This is a genomic window from Micromonospora sp. WMMD558 (genome assembly GCF_049315255.1).
In the GTDB taxonomy this organism is placed as follows: domain Bacteria; phylum Actinomycetota; class Actinomycetes; order Mycobacteriales; family Micromonosporaceae; genus Micromonospora.
The window spans coordinates 1904584-1918005 of the sequence record NZ_CP186061.1; the positions used below are offsets into that span (position 1 = coordinate 1904584).

Genomic DNA, 13422 nt, shown 5'->3' on the forward strand with positions numbered 1-13422 from the left:
TTGCTCACTCGATCCACAGGAGATGGACTGGCACCTCCAGGGTGGTGGGTGACTGGCCGCGCCAGGCCCACCGGTACCACTCGACCTCCCGGGTGATGCGCACGCAGATGTCCCCCTCGGCGCCCGAGTAGGTCTCGGTGACCGCCCGCAGGTCCCGGTGCTCGACCGAGTCGACCACGTGCACGACCCGCCGGCCGGCGACGGCGTCCGCCTCGAAGACCGGTGTCGGGGCGCGGTGCGCCGGTGCGTCCAGCGACACGAGGCGGTCGGCCTCCCGCCTGGCCGGTTCGCGGCGCACCCCGACGGTCTCCACCCAGACCCGGTCGACGGGCACCAGCGGCGCGAAGACCTCCACCTGGTCGGCCTCCGCCCGGTACCACTCGTGCTCCGGGATGACCGGCACGTAGGTGCGGCTGCCCTGCACCACGCGGTCGTCGGCCCGGAGGTCACCCCGCCAGCCCAGGCCGGGTAGCCCGACGAGCACGCGGCGCCCCCGCAGGTCCACCCGGGCGGTGGCGGGCACGATCTCGATCGGTCGGGGCGGCAGCGGTGCCCAGTCCGGCTGGCCCGCGAAGGGGTCGGGCAGCGGGTCCGTCATGACGGTGAGCGCCTCATTCCGCTCCCCGCAGCGGCGCCCCTCGGTCCCGCATGAACGGGACCGGGTCGATGGCGCTGCGGCTGCTGCGGTCGCCGTCGGTGTGCACCTCGAAGTGCAGGTGCGGCCCGGACGAGTTGCCGCTGCTGCCGACCTGGCCGATGACCTCGCCGGCCGCCACCGTCTGGCCGACCCGGACCCGGGGCTTGGTGACCAGATGGCAGTAGCGGGTGACGAAGTCGCCGGCGTGCAGGATGTCGACGAACCAGCCGCAGCCGCCCTTGTCCGGCCAGCCGTCCACGTCGCAGCTCAGTCGGCCGGCCCGGTCCGGGTCGCAGCGGGAGACCAGCACCCGCCCGGTGGCGGCGGCCCGGATCAGCGTGCCCTTCGGCGCGGCGATGTCCACCCCGTTGTGTGCCGGGCGGTCCGTGGTGCGGAAGCCGGAGCCGACGCCGCCGGGGATCGGGGCGGTCCAGCCGGAGGCGGCGATCCGGCCGGCGGCCGCCGCGTCGCAGGCCTGACCGCCGCCGACCGGTACGGTCCGCGCCGCACCGCCGGCCAGCGCGTTGACGATGGTCGACGCGAGCGTCTCGTGCTTGGCGTACGCGTCCGGGAAGGCGCTGATCTGGACGGCCTGTGCCGCCCGGGTCAGTGGCATCCGCTCCCAGCCGGGCACCTGGAGCAGCTTCTCGTAGAACTTGCGGGCGGCGTACTCCGGCGTCATCCGCTGGGCGATCGTGCCCCAGCTCGCCCGCTGCTGGAACAGGCCGACTGAGTCGTGGTCGGAGCCGACACCCTCGTTCGGGCGGGTCTGCGAGCCGGGCACCGTCGGGTTGGCGAGGTTGCGCAGCCGCGACTCCTGCATCGCGGTCGCGACCGCGATCACCCACCCGCGCGGTGGAACCTTCATCTCCTGGCCGACCTTGATGATGCGCGCGGCGTTGCGGAGCTGGACCTCCCCGTACTGTGACATCCGGGGCATCTGGCCGGTGATCTCGACGCGGAAGTCGCCGGTGCAGTCCTGGCTCGTCAGCCGCAGTTGGTCGCCGCCGTCCCCGCCCAGCTCGGTGAGGAAGAAGGCGCCGGCCCCGCCGGTGCAGCAGAGCAGTGCGAGGGTCGCGGTGAGCGCGGCGGCCAGCGCGCCGGCGCGGAGCGAACGTCGAGGGGGTCGGTTTCCGTCGCTCATTCCTGCTCCCAGTCCACCGCGTCCACGAGCCATCGCCCGTCCGGCGCCACCAGCTCGAGCCGGAGCCGACCGGTGTCGAACGGCACCAGCACCTCGACGAAGGTCTCCGACCGCGGTTGGACCGCCGGCTCACCGGCCACCCGGCCGACGGGGACGCCGGCCGGATCCGCGCCGGCGAGCTTCTCGGTCAGCGTCGGGGTGGACAGCGGCCGCAGGCCGGCGTGCCACTGGTCGGCGGTAAGGCCCGGTCGCCCGCGCCAGGCGGCGACGAACCGGTCGGTGGCCTGCTCCGGCGTCAGTTCGCCGGCCCGGGTGACCGGCGTGGGCGGCGCCCCGGTCGCGATCGCCCCGTCGTCGCCGGCGGTTGGTGGCACGGTCGTGATCGGCCGGTCCGGGCGGTTGCTGAGCCCGACCCCCGGATCCGGTGGGCCGGCGACCAGCCGGGCGGCGCCGATGACGCCGAACACGACCACGGCGAGAGCGAGCGCGATGCCGATCCGGGACCGGAGCACCCGGGTGAGGAGAGACTCGACCGCCCGTCGCACCGCGTCACCGGGCCTCGGAGCGGATGCGGGGGGTGCTGCGCTCGGGGACGGCGTCGGTCGAGCCGGGCCGGTAGACCACGAAGGACGGGCTCTCCTCCGGGACGTCCGGCTCCGTCCAGGCCGACGGCTGCCGTCGCTGCCGCGGGGCGACCGGCGGCCGGCCGCCGCCGGCCCGCTCCTCCGGTGACGCCGCCGACTCGTCGGGCCGTTCCCGGCCGTCCGGGCGGTTCCCACGGTCGCCGGCGTGCACCGGATCCTCGCGCCGGGCCTCCGGTCGCAGGGTGGTCTGTTCCGCGACGACCGGCCGGCGCCGGCCCATCGTCGGTTCGGCGGTGCCGCCGGGCTCGGCGACGTCCAGCCGGGCTGCCGTGCGCATGTCGCGGAAGAACCGCCGGTGCCAGGAACCGGCGGAGCTGACCGCCTCGCTGCTGTCCTTGCCGCCGAGCTGCGTGATCCGCCGGTACGGGCGCAGCAGCAGCCAGCCGACCACACCGCAGAGCCACACCAGGACGACCTGCAACCAGCCGGGCAGGGTCGGCGTGCTCATGATGAGGTCGACCGCGAACAGGTAGATCGCGGCGCCGGTGCCGAAGATGGCGATGTTGAAGATCGCGGCGACGACGGCGTTGCCGAGCCGGCGCAAGCCGGCGCTGGCCGGCCGCAGCAGCCCCACCGTGCCGAGGATCGGTGCGGCGATCACCGCCCACCGGAAGATCAGGAAGCCCAGTAGCACCAGCACCGAGGCGGTCAGGTCGAACATCGCGAAGAGCAGCGCGGCGAGCACCGCGATGAAACCGGCCCCCACGCGGTCCATGTCCCGGACCCCTTGGAGATACTCGTACGCCTCAGGGTCCTCTGTCTTTATCTGCTGCGCGACGCGGGCCCACTGCTGCTGCTTGGCCTTGATGGTCCCCTCGCGCGTCGCCGGGTTGGAGCGGAGCTTCTGCACCTCCTCCCAGGAGAGCGACTTCGCGTCGTACAACGCCGGGCCGTACTTCTTCGCGGTCTCACTGTCGGCGGAGCCCAGCACCCCTCGTAGCCAGTTGCGGTACAGCATCGCCTCAGTGGCGGTGTCGCTCGCCCGCACCGCCGGCGGTCGGTGGTCCTTGCACGCCACTGGGTTGGGGTCGTCGCACAGGCCCGGCGGAGTGTCCTTCGAGGACGGGCCGACGGCGTCGTGGACGACCCCGAGGGTGGTTATCAGGGTGCCGTCCGCGACGTTGGCGGACTTCACCGGCCACGCGGCCAGGGCCGTCACCGCGACCATGACCAGCAGCGCCCATCCGGCGGTCGTCATCGCGTTGCTCATGTCCGACTGGCGGGAGCGCCAGAGCAGGTAGAGACCGACCACGCAGAGCGTGACGATGCCGAAGACGCTGAAGACCTTCTGGTAGATGGCCTTCGTCGCCTGGTCCACCAGCGGATCCGCCCACCCCCACATCGACCGCGGGTCCCAGGCCCGCTCCCGCAGGGCGTTCGAGGCGCCGACGATCGCTGTGGCGATCATGAATTCACCGTTCGCGACGGTGTTGGTGAACTTGTAGTCCGGATGCAGCACGGCGGTCGCGCAACCGGTGTCGACGTCGTACGTGGTGTAGCTGTATCCGGCGTAGCCGTAGTCGCTGTAGAAGCCCTTCGGCCCGGGCTGCTTCGCGGATTCCGGGCGGGAGGCGAACCAACCGGCGATGCCGGAATCCGGGGCGGTTGGGGTCGGGGCGTTGCGGCAGGTGACCTCGTCCTCGGCCACCTCTTCGAGGCGCGCCACGCAGGCACGGAAGTCGGCCTGCCACTCCTGGGTGGTGCAGAGGTCGCTCGGAGCCCGGGCCGTCAGCGGTGCCGCCGGGGCGGCCGACGCGCCGACCGCCGGCCAGCCGATCGTGGCTCCGGCCAGGATGCCGAGGGCGAGCAGGAGTGCCGCTGTCCGAGCCCGGGCCCCGGCCATCTCACGCCTCCAGTTCAGGTGCGACGGACGGCAGCACCCCGGCCGCGGCGGCGACCGCCGCCGGCGTGGTGTCCAGGTGGTCGAGCAGCCCGTCGACGTACGAGACGTCGACCCGGACCTTCTGCACCCGCCCGTCGACGTCCCGCATGACGAACTCGCGGAATCCCAGCCGGGCGGCCGACGTGGCGTCGGCGGTGGACAGGGAGGCGAGGGTCGCCTCGTACCCGTCGTTGACCGGAACCCGCAGCAGGCGCAGGGCCTCGGAGGCGATCTCGGCGTCCTCGGCGATCCGGCCGACGAACACGGTGGAGACCAGGTTCTGCACGTCGAGGCCGAGGATGTCCTTCGGGTTCTGTGAGGCGACGAGCGCCGCGAGGTTCCACTTGCGGGAGTCGCGGGCGAGCCGGACCAGGAACGACCGGCCGGAGCGCCACCCCTCCATGAAGTGCGCCTCGTCGAGGCCCACCAGCTTCCGGGACGACATCGAACCGCCGTAGCAGCGGCGGACGGCGAGGCGGTGGGCGGTGTGCAGCATGGGGAGGGCGAGTGCCTCCTCGGCCGACCAGTACTCGCGCTCGATCTTCAGGTCGGGCAGGCGCAGCCCGGCCATGGTGATCACGGTCAGTGCGGCGTCGGGGCCCAGCAGCCCTTCCGGCGGGCTGCCGAAGAACAGCATCGCGAGCGGCATCTCGGCGGTGTCCAGCAGGAGGTTGGCCAGTTCCCGGCCGGCGTCGTCGTCGAGTTGCCCGAGGCAGGTCACCACGTCGTCCAGCGTGGACGTCTCCTCGGCCGGCACCTGGCGTACGGCGTGGCGGAAGAGGGTGGCGGTGGACGCCTCGCGGGCCACCTGCGGCGGCACCAGCATCATGCAGATGTCCTGCACGAGCATGCGGCGTTCGGCGCGGGCGTTGGAGACCGCGATCTCGAACTCCCGGTCGCCCGCCGCTCCGGCCGCGAACTCGCTGCGCAGCGGGGTGGGGATCAGCGAGTACGGAGCGAGCGTGCCGTGCTCCGAACCGGTCAGGTTGAGCACCCGCGCGTACGGCGCCAGCTCCGGCATGGCGCAGAGCCGGGCCAACGGGCCGGACGGGTCGAGCAGCGTCACCTGGACGCCGCGCCGTGCGGCCAGGTAGCCGAGGGCGCCGAGCAGGGTGGACTTGCCGCCGCCCGGCTCGGCCACGAAGACCGCCAGCCCGGAGCGCTCCCGGACCTCCATCGGGAAGTGCAGGTCGAGGAAGACCGGCCGGCGGCAGGTGCCCGCCGTACGACCGATGAGGTCACCACGTCGGTCGCCCACGGTGGAGGCGGCCTGCGGGAGGGCTGCGGCGAGGAGGTGGACCGGCATCCGCCGCACGTAGCCGGTGTTGGCGACGGGCTCGCCGGGGATGAACTCGCGGGCCAGCCAGTCCTGGTTCTTCGGATGCTGGAGGGAGATCCGCAGCTCCCGGGAGTAGAGCTGGATCAGCCGGCGGGCGCGTTCGAGGCACTCCTCCCGGGTCCGGCCGCCCACCGCGATCCGGTGCCAGCCGTGTGCGCGGGCGGAATCGACGGGCAGCCCGGTGGTCATCTCGTCGCCGATCACCAGCGCCCGCTTGGCGAGGCGTTCGAGCTCGGGCGGGGCGTCGATGCCGTGCTCGGCGTAGTCGAGCTGCTGGGAGCGGATCATCCGCAGCCGGTGCTCCAGGTTGCGGAAGGAGTCGCCGGAGCCCAGGATGTCGACCCGGCTCGACAGCTCCATCGGCCACGGCAGCCGCTCATGGAAGTGCAGCCAGGGCTCGTGCCGCTCGGGGATCTCCAGCGGCTCCATCCGGCCCACGGCCAGCACCGCGACGTGCCGCTCCTCGCCGGTCATCCGGTTGACCAGCTTGACCGTCGAACCGTACGGGGTGCGGTACCGCTCCACCTGCTCGGTCAGGGCGAGCAGGTCACCGCGTTCCCAGCGCCCGTCGGTGACCGGGGAGAGCTGACCGGGCGGTGCCATGCAGAGCGCCACCGAGCGGTAGAGCAGCCACTCCAGTTCCTGCGCCGTGACCCGTCGGCCGCGCATGCCGAAGGCGCCCAGCACCTCGTCGAACTGCTCGACGGTGCGGCCGAGCTTGCGCCGCTCGCCCTCGGCCACGCCGCGGCCGAAGGTGCGCAGCATCCGCTCCACCAGAGAGTCGCCCAGCGACCGCCGGGCGAAGGTGACCCCCAGGTACGTCTGCCCCTCGGCGTGGTTGACCGACATCAGGTGGCGCTGGGCCGCCACGAGGTGGTCCCCCCAGCCCGGCGTGCCGGGTACGTCGGGCAGTGGCGAGGCGGTGTGCGCGTCGATGGTGCGGGCCCACTCGTCGGCCGGGAAGGGGCGGGTGGTCCGCCGCAGGTGCAGCCGGAACCCGGCCAACCCGGCGTACTGCTCGCTGATGGCCGAGAGCAGCGCCTCCCGCTCGGCGTCCGGGCGGAACGCCCACCGCACCTCCGGCAGCCAGTACCAGGCGGTGACCGTGTTCGGCGTGAAGGTGAGGTGACCGGCGATCTCGGTGATCGCCAGCTCGACCGCCGGATCCCGGTCGCCGAACTTGATCTTCGGTGCCTGGACCCGGACCGGCTTGGTCGGGCGGTCCCGCCGGCTGGCGGAGCGCTGCCGGGGCGGTGTCACGTCCCGCGTGCCCGTCCGGTCGGGCAGGTGCTCACCGGTCCGGCGCTGTCGCGGCCCGGTGGTGGCCGGGCCGGTGGCGCCGGGCTCGTCCGTCGCGGTACGGAGCGCCGGCAACCGGTCGCCGGCCTGGTGCGGGACGCGGGCGGGGCGGGCGGGCGGCTCCACCTCGTCGTCGTACGGCTCGGGGACCGGCGGCGGCTCGACCGGCGCCGGGGGCTCCGCGACCGGCTGCTCCCCGGCGACCCGATCGGGGTGGGCGTCGGGCGGGGCGACCGTCGACTGCTGGCCGGTGGCCCAGCCGGACCGGCTCCGCGGCGGGGCGACCGTCGGTTGCTCGCCCGTCGACCATCCGGTGCCCTGCGGTCGCGGCTCGACCGGTGTGGACGGTGGCCGCGACGGCTGGACCCGCGCGGTCGGCGGGGCCGGGACGGCCGGTTGCCGCCGTGCCGGCGGAACGCCGGGGTCGGCCGGGTCGACGGCGGCGGGCTGATGGGGGATCGCGGGGTGCTCGCGGGCGGGTGGACGCGTCGGCGTGGACCGCGTCGGGCCGGCGCCGCCGAACAGGTCCAGGAAGGGGGAGTCGATGTCCGTGCCGTCGGCGGAGACGGGCTCCACGGGTGCCCGCCGCTGCAGCGGGCGGGGTGCCTGGAAGACGCCGACCCCACCGTGGCCCGGTGTGGTCACCAGGGCCGGGTCGAGGGAGACCTCGTCCAGGTCGGACTCGCCCGCGTAGTCGTGCGAACGCGTACGGTCACCGCGCGGTGCGGCCGGACGTCCGGCCGGGGATCCCGGCGTGGAGGAGCGACTCATGCGACCGCCTCACCCGCGTCGTTGCACTGCCCGGTCATGCCAGTTCCTCCCGGATCCTGATCCGGCTGCCGATCAGGCGGGGGTCGCGCTGCTCGGCGGCCGGCTCCCGGGTGCGCCGCCAGTCGGTCAGCGCGGTGCGGATCACCATGCGCGCCGGCCGGTCCGGGTCGACGTACCGGAAGACGAACGAGGTCGTCACGATGGCGAGCGCGATCTCCCACGCCGGGAAGAGTTCGACCTGCAGCGTGAACAACCAGTGGATGAACATGTAGAGGGGAACGAGCAGCATGAACAACCCGTACTGGGCGTACGGGAGATGGACCGGAAGGGTGTAGCCGGGCGGCCCGAGGTAGACCAGGCGAGCCCGGTAGATGTCGTCGTCGGTGCGCAGCCGCATGTCGTGCCCGCGCCTATTCGAAGATCAGGTCGATCAGGTAGTCGCCGACGAAGAAGAGGGTGGCGGCACCCGCGATGAAGGCCAGCCCGACGATCGCGATGGCCGAACTGGTCAGCACCTTGGAGATCTCACCCCGGCTGGCCCGCCCGATGAAGATCACGCCCAGCACGGCCAGCAGGATCGGGGCGATCTTGCTGGCGAAGAACGTGACGACACCCTCGGTGTCGATGCCCTTGGGCGCCGGCTCGGCGAGTGGCGTCGACGCCAGGGCGGAGAGAGCGTGGGCGGCGGCGGACGACGCCGTCTCCATCAGCTCGATGGCGATCACTGGAACCTCCCCATATCGCGGCCGGCGGCGCCGCGGCGGTGCAGTAGGCATGCCTGGCGGGAACGGTGCTCACGTCGCGCGGCCACGACGCCGCGTTCGTCACCCACCACGGCGAGTGGTGAGCTCTGGGCGGATTTTCCCGCTTCGGCCCTCCCTCCAGGCTTCGCCATCTCGATGCTGGGCAATTCCAAAGCGTACGGCCACCCACTGTTTGCGACAACCCGCGAAGAGTCGACCCGATCCGGCCTCGGCGTCCGATCGTACACCTGTACTAACTCGCATGTCAGCACCCCCGAGCCGGGCTGCGCGGGACGGTCGGCGAGGACCGGTACGGTCTACCCGTGACCGATCTGGTACGGGCTCCGGCCCCGGTGGTGATGGGCGTCCTGAACGTCACGCCGGACTCCTTCTCCGACGGCGGACGGTACGCCGACCTCGACGCCGCCGTCGCACACGGCGTGCGGCTGCGGGCCGACGGCGCCCACCTGGTCGACGTGGGCGGCGAGTCCACCCGGCCGGGCGCCGACCGGGTCGACGCGGAGACCGAGGCGGCCCGGGTCCTGCCGGTGATCCGCGAGCTCGCCGCCGCCGGCGTGCGGGTCAGCATCGACACCACCCGGGCGCGGGTCGCCGACCTGGCGGTCGCCGCCGGCGCCGCGGTGGTCAACGACGTCTCCGGCGGGCTGGCCGACCCGGACATGGCCCGCGTCGTCCGGGACGCCGGGTGTCCCTGGGTGCTCATGCACTGGCGCGGCCACTCCCGCACCATGCGCGAGCTGGCGCGTTACGGCGACGTCGTGGCGGACGTCCGGGCCGAGCTGGCGCAGCGGGTCGAGGCGGCGCTGGGGGCCGGGGTGTCGGCCGACCGCATCGTCATCGACCCGGGCCTCGGCTTCGCGAAGACCGCGGCGCACAACTGGGAACTCAGCGCCCGCCTGCCCGAGCTGCTCGACCTGGGCTTCCCGCTGCTCTTCGCGGCCAGCCGCAAGTCGTACCTGGGCACGCTGCTGGCCGCCCCCGACGGCACCCCCCGGCCGACCGGGGGCCGCGAGATCGCGACGGTCGCCACCAGCCTGCTCGCGGTCGCGGCCGGCGCCTGGGGCGTCCGGGTGCACGACGTCCGGGCCACCGTGGACGCCCTGGCGGTCTGGCAGGCGACCGGCTCGCCCCGCCTGGCGCCCGGTGAGCGCGCGGGCGGAGGCGCCCGGCCCGCCCCGGCCGTCGGACCGGGAGGAGAGCGATGACCGACCGGATCACGCTGACCGGGCTACGGGCCCACGGCCGGCACGGGGTGTACGACTTCGAGCGCGCCCAGGGGCAGGACTTCGTCGTCGACGCCGTCCTGGAGCTCGACCTCGCGCCCGCCGCCCGCTCCGACGAGGTGAGCGACACCGTCCACTACGGGGAGCTGGCCGAGCGGCTGGTCGCGGTGGTCACCGGTGAGCCGGTGAACCTCATCGAGACGCTCGCCGACCGGTTGCTCGCGGTCTGCCTGGCCGACCCCCGGGTGCACACCGCGACGATCACCGTGCACAAGCCGGAGGCGCCGGTGCCGCACGCCTTCACCGACGTGGCCGTCACGATGACCCGGACGCGTGCCCGATGACCCGTGCCCTGCTCTCCCTCGGCAGCAACCTCGGCGACCGCCTCGACCACCTGCGGTCGGCGGTCACCGCCCTGGATGATTCGGTGCTGCTGGTCTCCGGCGTCTACGAGACCCCGCCGTGGGGCGACACCGACCAGCCCGCGTACCTGAACGCGGTAGTGCTGGCGGAGGATCCGGCCGCGACCCCGGACGACTGGCTGGAGCGGGCGCGGGCGGCGGAGCGCGCCGCCGGGCGCGAACGCGACCCCGCGCGGCGTTTCGGGCCGCGCACCCTGGACGTGGACGTGATCGCGGTCTGGACGGGCGACGGCGAACCGGTGCTCCGCGACGACCCGGAGCTGACCCTGCCGCATCCCCGCGCACACCTGCGGGCGTTCGTGCTGCGGCCGTGGATCGACATCCAGCCGTACGGGCGCCTGCCCGGGCACGGCTGGCTGACCGATCTGCTCAACGCAGAGCCGATCGCCACCGACGCGCTGGAACTGCGCCCCCGTCCCGATCTGGCGTTAGAGTCGACGACATGAGGCAGTGGAGCCGACCGGCATGACGCAGGCGCAGTCGCCACCTCCGGGTGGCCCGGGCTCCGGCCGGATGGGCCCCACGCGGATCTCGACGCTGGTGGTGGCCGGTCTCGCGGCCGCCGCGGTGGCCTGGTTGCTGATCAGCTTCCTCTACTACGACTACCTGCCCGACCTGCCGTGGCTGCCGGTGGTCACCCTGGCCGCGCTGGCCGTGCTGGAGGGGTACGCCGCCGTCAACACCCGGGGGCGCATCGAGCGGAGGCCCGGTCGTGACCCGGTGAATCCGCTGCTCGTCGCCCGTTTCGTGGTGCTGGCCAAGGCGTCGGCGCTGGCCGGTGCGATCTTCGCCGGCTTCTACGGCGGCCTGACCGGGTGGCTGTTCGTGGAGAACACGGACGCCGCGACGGACGACCGGCCCGTCGCCGGCGCCGGCCTGCTGGCCTCCCTGGCCCTGGTGGCTGCGGCGCTCTGGCTGGAGCGGTCGTGCCGGGTCCCCGAGCAGGAGGACGACGAGGACCGGGAGCCCGGCGACCGGGAGGGCCGCTCCGGCCGGCGCTGAGCAGGGGCTTTCGCCAGCCTTCCCACACAGGTACGGTGCCTGCGACCGGAGAGCAACGGCCGCGCCGGTCCGCCCGCGCGTCGGACCCTGGACGGGCGGCCACCTGGAAGGCGGGCGCATGGGGTACGACGAACCGGGGCGGGAGTCCGCCGACACCGCGTCCGGGATCCCCGCCTCGGTGCTCGAGAACGTCTTCGACGACCCGGCGCACGGCGAGCCCGGCCGGGACCGGTTCGCTGTCCACGTCGGGTGGGAGGTGCTGCTCCTCGCGGTGCTCGCCGTCGTCGCCTACCTGCTCTGGCAGGAGGCCCCGGACACGCTCCGGGGTGACGGCCTGCGCCGGCTGCTCGTCGACGCGGTCGTACTCGGGCTGCTGGTGTTCGCCGCCGGGCTGAGCCTGCGTACCGCTGCCGTCAACCTGGCGATCGGGCCGGCGGCCGTCGCGGCGGCCCTGCACGTGGCCGAGCAGGGCGACCGGGGGCTGGTGGCGGCCGCGGGACCGGCCCTCGTCGCGGCGGCCCTCGGCGGGCTGGTCCTGGCGCTCGCGGTGGTGGTGCTGCACGTCCCCAGCTGGGCGGCCAGCCTCGCCGCCGCTGCGGGGGTGATCGTGTTCATCGAGCAGCGGTCCGCACCCGTCCTGCCGCAGGGCGGCTACGACCCGACACGGGACGCGCTGTACCTCGTCGTCGGGTTCGCGGCGGTCGCGGTGCTCGCCGGGCTGTTCGCCGCGCTCCGGCCGGTCCGCCGGCTGATCGGCCGGTTCCGGCCGGTTGTCGACCCGGCCCGCCGCCGAGGCGTGGTGGCCGGCGTGGTGGCCGGTGCCGCGCTGATCGTGTCCACCGTGCTGGCCGCGTCGGCCGGGGTCCTGCTGGGGACCGGCGACGCCGGACCGGTCGCCCCGGTGACCGGCCTCGACTGGACGGTCCTGGCCGTCGGCACGTCCCTGCTCGCCGGGACCAGCGCCTTCGGCCGCCGCGGCGGGATCTTCGGCACGCTGCTGGCGGTGTCGCTGGTGACGCTCGTCATGGCGAACCTCCGGGTCGAGGGCCACTCGGTGAGCCGGTGGGCGGTCGGTGCCGCGGCGCTCGGCGTCGGGTTGGTGGCCACCCGGCTGGTCGAGACGTACGGACGGCCGCGCCCCGGCGCGTCCGCGACGGACGTGACCCCGGATCCGGACGGCCGGATCAGCAGCGGCTGGGCGGTGCAGCGCGCCGATCCGATCGGCGAGTGGCCGCCGGCCCTACCGGCCCACCACGCCGAGAACCCGGTGGACCCGTGGAACGTCCCGCAGTGGGACGCCGGCCGGCGCTGGGACTCAGACGACCGGTGAGCCACGCCGGGCGTGCGCGAGGACGCGGCCCCGCGTTCCACCGGGCCGGCGGTGATCTCGGCGGTTAGGCTCGGCGACATGACCGACACACCATCGACGTCCCCCACCGGCCGGTCGTTCGAGGAGCTGGACGCACTGTCCACCGAGGAGCTGCGCGAGCAGGCGTTCGCGGTGGCCCGGAAGCACCGTGACGTGCGCTTCTTCTGGTCGGTGCTGCGTCACCTGCCGAACGCCGACGAGGCGGAGGCCCTCGACGGTGCCCCGAACTCCGTCGGGCCGACCGTCGACGAGGCGGTGGCGTTGTGGCGGGAGATGACCGGTCACGGTTACCAGGAGTCGGCGCCACTGCTGCGGGCGGCCTTCATCGACTACCTGATGAAGCACCCGGGGTGACCGGGGCCGGCCAGGTTTGCGCCCCGCCGCCGCCCGGGAACTGAATCGATCATGGCGCTCACCAACCGGGCCGGCACCGTCGGCCGGTACGGGACGGCGGCCGGCACCGGGGCGGCCGCCGCGCTCATCCTGGTCGCCGTCGGCGGCAGCCCGGCGTACGTCGGGTGGGCCGGGCAGCACACCGACTCCTCGTCCGCCGGCGGGTGGTTCCTCCGCCTGCTCGCCTGGCCCGCCTGGTCAAACGACCCGGACATGCCGGGCGGGCTGTTCGCCGCGAACCTGCGCGCCGTCCTGCTGGTGGCCCTCGCGGCGGTCCTGCTCTACCTGCTGCCCGCCGCCCAGGCGGCCCGGGTGCCCGGTTCGGCCAGCCAGTTCTTCACCGGATGGGCCGCGTACGCGCTGGCGGGTGGCCTCGCCTCGCTGCTGGCCGTGTTCGCGGGCCCCGACCCGTCGCTGCTCACCGCCGTGCAGTCCGGCGGCACCGGCGCCACGTACGGCTTCCTCGCCGGCTGGATCGTCGGCACGGCGAGCCTCGGCGGCCGGGCCTGACGGCGACCGCCGGGAACGCGGCG

Annotated in this window: 14 protein-coding genes; 7 read left to right on the top strand and 7 right to left on the bottom strand. The window is 74.1% G+C overall.

Going from position 1 to position 13422, the window contains the following annotated elements; translation table 11 throughout:
* Positions 1-4: 4 nt before the first annotated feature.
* From ACN26Y_RS09285 to ACN26Y_RS09315, 7 genes are read right to left on the bottom strand one after another with little or no spacing between them, the layout of a single operon-like run.
* Positions 5-598: a hypothetical protein gene (locus tag ACN26Y_RS09285; protein WP_422734603.1), complete on the bottom strand. Its 594-nt coding sequence runs from the start codon at positions 596-598 to the stop codon at positions 5-7.
* A 13-nt stretch (positions 599-611) separates the two neighbouring features.
* The gene (locus ACN26Y_RS09290; RefSeq protein ID WP_422734604.1) at positions 612-1781 is read right to left on the bottom strand and encodes a M23 family metallopeptidase; all 1170 of its coding nucleotides are present in this window, start codon (positions 1779-1781) and stop codon (positions 612-614) included.
* On the bottom strand, positions 1778-2326 hold the full coding sequence (locus tag ACN26Y_RS09295; RefSeq protein WP_366603005.1) for a hypothetical protein: 549 nt from the start codon (positions 2324-2326) through the stop codon (positions 1778-1780). Before ACN26Y_RS09295 ends, ACN26Y_RS09290 begins: the two co-directional genes overlap by 4 nt.
* A 4-nt stretch (positions 2327-2330) precedes the next feature.
* Positions 2331-4268 (bottom strand): MFS transporter, encoded by a 1938-nt coding sequence (locus tag ACN26Y_RS09300; RefSeq protein ID WP_422734605.1) that lies wholly within the window; start codon positions 4266-4268, stop codon positions 2331-2333.
* A gap of 1 nt (position 4269) precedes the next feature.
* Entirely contained in the window at positions 4270-7716 is a 3447-nt protein-coding gene (locus ACN26Y_RS09305) for an ATP-binding protein (RefSeq protein WP_422734606.1), read from the bottom strand.
* 34 nt (positions 7717-7750) lie between these two features.
* Positions 7751-8113 carry a hypothetical protein gene (locus ACN26Y_RS09310; protein WP_422734607.1) on the bottom strand — a complete coding sequence of 121 codons (363 nt, stop codon included), beginning with the start codon at positions 8111-8113 and terminating at the stop codon, positions 7751-7753.
* A 13-nt stretch (positions 8114-8126) separates the two neighbouring features.
* Positions 8127-8441, bottom strand: a complete 315-nt coding sequence (locus ACN26Y_RS09315) for a hypothetical protein (protein WP_422734608.1) — start codon at positions 8439-8441, stop codon at positions 8127-8129.
* 341 nt (positions 8442-8782) lie between these two features.
* Here ACN26Y_RS09315 and folP point away from each other — a divergent pair, with 341 nt between their 5' ends.
* The 7 genes from folP (at position 8783) to ACN26Y_RS09350 (ending at position 13399) form a co-directional block, all read left to right on the top strand.
* Complete coding sequence (gene folP / locus ACN26Y_RS09320) at positions 8783-9685, top strand: dihydropteroate synthase (protein WP_422734609.1); 903 nt, start codon at positions 8783-8785, stop codon at positions 9683-9685.
* Complete coding sequence (folB, locus tag ACN26Y_RS09325) at positions 9682-10047, top strand: dihydroneopterin aldolase (protein WP_366602997.1); 366 nt, start codon at positions 9682-9684, stop codon at positions 10045-10047. Before folP ends, folB begins: the two co-directional genes overlap by 4 nt.
* Positions 10044-10571 (top strand): 2-amino-4-hydroxy-6-hydroxymethyldihydropteridine diphosphokinase, encoded by a 528-nt coding sequence (folK, locus tag ACN26Y_RS09330; RefSeq protein ID WP_422734610.1) that lies wholly within the window; start codon positions 10044-10046, stop codon positions 10569-10571. The genes folB and folK overlap by 4 nt, the downstream gene beginning before the upstream one ends.
* A gap of 19 nt (positions 10572-10590) precedes the next feature.
* Positions 10591-11127, top strand: a complete 537-nt coding sequence (locus ACN26Y_RS09335; RefSeq protein WP_422734611.1) for a DUF3180 domain-containing protein — start codon at positions 10591-10593, stop codon at positions 11125-11127.
* A 103-nt stretch (positions 11128-11230) separates the two neighbouring features.
* On the top strand, positions 11231-12457 hold the full coding sequence (locus ACN26Y_RS09340) for an ABC transporter permease (RefSeq protein WP_422734916.1): 1227 nt from the start codon (positions 11231-11233) through the stop codon (positions 12455-12457).
* Between the two features lie 78 nt (positions 12458-12535).
* On the top strand, positions 12536-12850 hold the full coding sequence (locus ACN26Y_RS09345; protein WP_422734612.1) for a hypothetical protein: 315 nt from the start codon (positions 12536-12538) through the stop codon (positions 12848-12850).
* Positions 12851-12901: 51 nt separating this feature from the next.
* Positions 12902-13399, top strand: coding sequence for a hypothetical protein (locus ACN26Y_RS09350; protein ID WP_422734613.1), 498 nt, complete (start codon positions 12902-12904; stop codon positions 13397-13399).
* Positions 13400-13422: the final 23 nt, after the last annotated feature.

Excerpts from the sequence above, each read along its gene's own strand:
- folK (WP_422734610.1), top strand. The coding sequence starts at position 10,044 with ATGACCCGTGCCCTGCTCTCCCTCGGCAGCAACCTCGGCGACCGCCTC.
- ACN26Y_RS09285 (WP_422734603.1), bottom strand. The coding sequence starts at position 598 with ATGACGGACCCGCTGCCCGACCCCTTCGCGGGCCAGCCGGACTGGGCA.
- ACN26Y_RS09335 (WP_422734611.1), top strand. The coding sequence starts at position 10,591 with ATGACGCAGGCGCAGTCGCCACCTCCGGGTGGCCCGGGCTCCGGCCGG.
- ACN26Y_RS09350 (WP_422734613.1), top strand. The coding sequence starts at position 12,902 with ATGGCGCTCACCAACCGGGCCGGCACCGTCGGCCGGTACGGGACGGCG.
- ACN26Y_RS09290 (WP_422734604.1), bottom strand. The coding sequence starts at position 1,781 with ATGAGCGACGGAAACCGACCCCCTCGACGTTCGCTCCGCGCCGGCGCG.
- folB (WP_366602997.1), top strand. The coding sequence starts at position 9,682 with ATGACCGACCGGATCACGCTGACCGGGCTACGGGCCCACGGCCGGCAC.
- ACN26Y_RS09300 (WP_422734605.1), bottom strand. The coding sequence starts at position 4,268 with ATGGCCGGGGCCCGGGCTCGGACAGCGGCACTCCTGCTCGCCCTCGGC.
- ACN26Y_RS09345 (WP_422734612.1), top strand. The coding sequence starts at position 12,536 with ATGACCGACACACCATCGACGTCCCCCACCGGCCGGTCGTTCGAGGAG.
- ACN26Y_RS09305 (WP_422734606.1), bottom strand. The coding sequence starts at position 7,716 with ATGAGTCGCTCCTCCACGCCGGGATCCCCGGCCGGACGTCCGGCCGCA.
- ACN26Y_RS09310 (WP_422734607.1), bottom strand. The coding sequence starts at position 8,113 with ATGCGGCTGCGCACCGACGACGACATCTACCGGGCTCGCCTGGTCTAC.